At 63.8% G+C, this 3711-nt stretch carries 3 protein-coding genes; all 3 read left to right on the top strand.

Annotated features, from left to right (window positions below; translation table 11 throughout):
- Positions 1-346 precede the first annotated feature (346 nt).
- On the top strand, positions 347-2653 hold the full coding sequence (clpA, locus tag ACHHTY_RS11885) for an ATP-dependent Clp protease ATP-binding subunit ClpA (protein WP_395494380.1): 2307 nt from the start codon (positions 347-349) through the stop codon (positions 2651-2653).
- Positions 2654-2779: 126 nt separating this feature from the next.
- Positions 2780-3313 carry a nucleotide-binding protein gene (locus ACHHTY_RS11880; protein ID WP_395494379.1) on the top strand — a complete coding sequence of 178 codons (534 nt, stop codon included), beginning with the start codon at positions 2780-2782 and terminating at the stop codon, positions 3311-3313.
- Between the two features lies 1 nt (position 3314).
- A partial coding sequence (locus tag ACHHTY_RS11875) for a ketopantoate reductase family protein (protein WP_395494378.1) occupies positions 3315-3711 on the top strand: 397 nt, incomplete at its 3' end.

Raw genomic sequence — 3711 nt, 5'->3', positions numbered from 1 at the left:
CGGGTGGAAAACAGCGAGCCTCGCTCCCGCGGCGGCCGGCATCCGTCGAACCCCGGTTCAACTCCGCCGACCGTAAACCGCTTTGCCTTGCCGGACGCGCCCGCCCCGCCGGTTCTTTCCCCGGTCCTCCCGGTCCTCCCGGTTCCTCCCCCAACCGCCCCAACAGCTTGCGCGGCCGTCACTTTTTCCCCGCCTCAATCCCCATTGTTGCATTTTTATAGTAAATGATTACCATAAACAGTGACGGGATCAGCTCCGCCCCGAACCGGGGCCGCGCTCCCAACCGCTAAGCAGCCGTAATTTTTCAACAACCGGGGACCACCCCGATAGCAGCGAGAAGACGATGATGATCAACGATAAATTGGAAATGGCCCTGGTCCGGGCCATCCGCGAAGCCAAAGTCCGCAAGCACGAGCATGTCACCGTGGAGCATATTCTCTACGGCCTGCTCCACGATGATCTGGCCGCCGAAATTCTCACCGCCTGCGGCGGCGACATCAGCCTGATGAAGGAAAAGCTCGAGGAATTTTTCACCTCCAGCCTGCCCACCGTCCATGGCGGGATCGCCCACGACCCGGTCCAGACCATCGGTTTCAACCGGGTGCTGCAGCGGGCCATCGCCCACGTTCAGAGCTGCGGCAAGAAGGAAGTCGACGGCGGCGACGTCCTGGCCGCGATCTTTTCCGAGCCGGAATCCTTTGCCGTCTATTTTCTCAACCTGGAAGGGATCAAGAAGCTCGACGTGATGGACTACATCGCCCATGGTCAGCCGGAAAACGCCGCTCGGGAAGTCCCGGAAGGCACCCCGCCGACCGAGCGCACCGCCCCTCCCCGGGGGGCCCCGACCGATAAGAACGCCGAGGCGCTGACCAAGTTCACCGTCAATTTCAACCAGCGGGCGGCCAAAGGCGAAATCGATCCCCTTATCGGCCGCGAACCCGAGTTGAAACGAATGATGCAGACCCTCTGCCGCCGGCGCAAGAACAATCCCCTGCTGGTGGGCGAGCCCGGGGTGGGCAAGACCGCCCTGGTCGAGGGCCTGGCCCTGCGGATCCACGAAAGCCGGGTCGCCGCCGAACAGGGCAAGCCCCAGCCCGGGCTGGTGCCGGAAATGCTGCGCGAGGTCGAAATCAGGATGCTGGACATGGGCGGCCTGCTGGCCGGCACCAAGTACCGGGGTGATTTCGAACAGCGCCTCAAGGCGGTGATCAACGCGGTGGAAAGCAAGCCCAGAACCATTCTTTTCATCGATGAAATCCACACCATCGTCGGGGCCGGAGCCACCAGCGGCGGCAGCATGGACGCCTCCAACCTGCTCAAGCCGGCCCTCCAGTCGGGCAAGCTGCGCTGCATCGGCGCCACCACCTACGAGGAATACAAGAACCACCTGGAAAAGGACCGGGCCCTCTCCCGCCGCTTCCAGAAGATCGACGTGACCGAACCGTCGGTGGCCGACACCGTGGCCATCCTCAAGGGTCTGCAGCCCCACTATGAAAAACATCACCAGATCAAGTACTCGGCTCCCTCCCTGCGGGCCGCCGCCGAGTTGGCCGACCGCTATATCAACGAGCGCTTTCTGCCCGACAAGGCCATCGACGTGCTCGACGAGGTGGGCGCCGCCTTCCGGATGGATCCGGCCCGCCGCAAGCGCCGCAGCGTCACGGTCCGCGACGTGGAAGACGTGGTTTCCCGCCTGGCCCGGATCCCGGCCAAAAGCGTGACCGGGGCCGATATCGAGCGGTTGCGCCTGCTGCAGACCGTCCTCAAGAGCCAGATCTTCGGACAGGACCCGGCCATTAACGCCCTGGTAGGGGCGGTCAAGCGCTCCCGGGCCGGCATCAAGCGCCCCGAAGGGCCCACCGGCTCCTTCCTCTTCGCCGGGCCCACCGGGGTCGGCAAGACCGAACTGGCCCGCCAGCTCGCCCTGGCCCTGGGGGTCCATTTCGAGCGCTTCGACATGAGCGAGTACATGGAAAAGCACGCGGTCTCCCGGCTGATCGGCTCTCCTCCCGGCTATGTCGGCTTCGACCAGGGCGGCCAGCTCACCGAGGCGATCCGCAAGCATCCGCACACGGTGCTGCTCTTTGACGAACTGGAAAAGGCCCATCCCGACCTGTTCAGCATTCTGCTCCAGGTCATGGATCACGGCACCCTGACCGACAACAGCGGCCGCAAAGCCGATTTCCGCAACGTCATCCTGATTATGACCACCAACGCCGGCGCCCGGGAACTGGCGGCCCGGCCCATCGGCTTCACCGGCGACGGCAAGGACAAGAGCAAGGGCAAGGACAGCAAGGCCCTGCAGAATCTTTTCGCCCCGGAATTCCGCAACCGGCTGGATGCCACCATTACTTTTTCCGCCTTGGACACCAGCCTGATGGAACTTATCGTCGACAAGATGGTCTTGGAACTGTCGGAGCAGTTGGCCGAGAAGAAGGTCACCGTCAGCCTGAGCAAGACGGCCCGGACCTGGCTGGCCGAGCGGGGCTACGACCCCAGCTACGGGGCCCGGCCGCTGCGCCGCCTGATCACCCGGGAAATCGGGGACGTGCTCACCGACGAGATCCTCTTCGGGGAGCTCAGCAAGGGCGGTGAAGCCAAAGTATCGATTAAAGGTAAAAAATTGACCTTCAGCTTCAGTCCAGGGGCCTGAACCCGGGACCTTGGCCATTGACAGCTCGGCCTTTTTGGGTAATGTTGCAAAATTAAGGTAAATCCGGCTCACTGATCCGGGATGTTCCCGGATCTTTTTTATTATCTAATTCCCAAGGAAAAGAACATGCACTCTCTTTCGCCGCGCAAGACCATGATCACCGCCGCTTTGATCCTGACTTTCTTTCTGGTTGGCTGCGACCGCCAGAAGCAAGCGGAAACCCCGCCGCCGGCCAGCGAAAGCCGCAGCTTCACCGCCGCCATGGAAGAAGCTCACCAGGGCGTGATGGGCGACGTTCCCATGGGCAGCGCCAAGGCGGTGGTTCCCTTTGCCGAACTGGAAGTTGAGAAAGCCGCAGGCGAGAACAGCTTCACCGTGGGCGAACTCTACGCCCAGGGCGAGGCCCTGGAAGGCCAGACCGTCCGGGTTCGCGGCCAGGTGGTCAAGTTCTCTCCCGCCATCATGAACCGCAACTTCATTCACCTCCAGGACGGCAGCGGCGCTGAAGGCGACCGCACCCACAACCTGGTGGTTACCTCGCAGACCGCCGTCGAAACCGGCGCCATCGTAACCGTCGAAGGCACCCTGGCCGCCAACAAGGACTTCGGCGCCGGCTACACCTACGCGGTCATTGTCGAAGACGCCGAAATCACCGAGTAAGGTGGATATCGTCATTGTCGGGCCGGGCGCCCTGGGCTGCCTGCTGGCGGCCCGCCTGCACCAGGCGGGCCGCTGCCCGATCCGCCTGCTCGACCATGACCCGGACCGAGCCGCCTTGCTCAACCGCCAGGGCATTATCCTGGCCGACGGCGACTCAGCCTCCCCGCCCCTGATGATTCCGACCACCCCGGAACCGGCCACCGTGGCCGGGGCCGGGGTGGTTCTGCTTTGCGTCAAAGCCTTCGCCCTGCCGGCGGCGCTGGCCGCGATCACCCCATATCTTACCCCCGCCACCCTGCTCATCGCCCTGCAAAACGGGATCAGCCACCTGGAAACCCTGCGCGCCCTGGCCGGCCGCTGTCTGCCGGCCCTGGGAGTCAGTACCGAAGGGGCCACCC

It is taken from the genome of Desulfurivibrio nitratireducens (assembly GCF_044068515.1).
Taxonomy (GTDB): domain Bacteria; phylum Desulfobacterota; class Desulfobulbia; order Desulfobulbales; family Desulfurivibrionaceae; genus Desulfurivibrio.
This window is presented reverse-complemented; position numbering and strand designations above follow the sequence as displayed.

Bases quoted from the DNA above. Each gene is read 5' to 3' on its own strand.
- ACHHTY_RS11880 (WP_395494379.1), top strand. From the start codon at position 2,780: ATGCACTCTCTTTCGCCGCGCAAGACCATGATCACCGCCGCTTTGATC.
- clpA (WP_395494380.1), top strand. From the start codon at position 347: ATGATCAACGATAAATTGGAAATGGCCCTGGTCCGGGCCATCCGCGAA.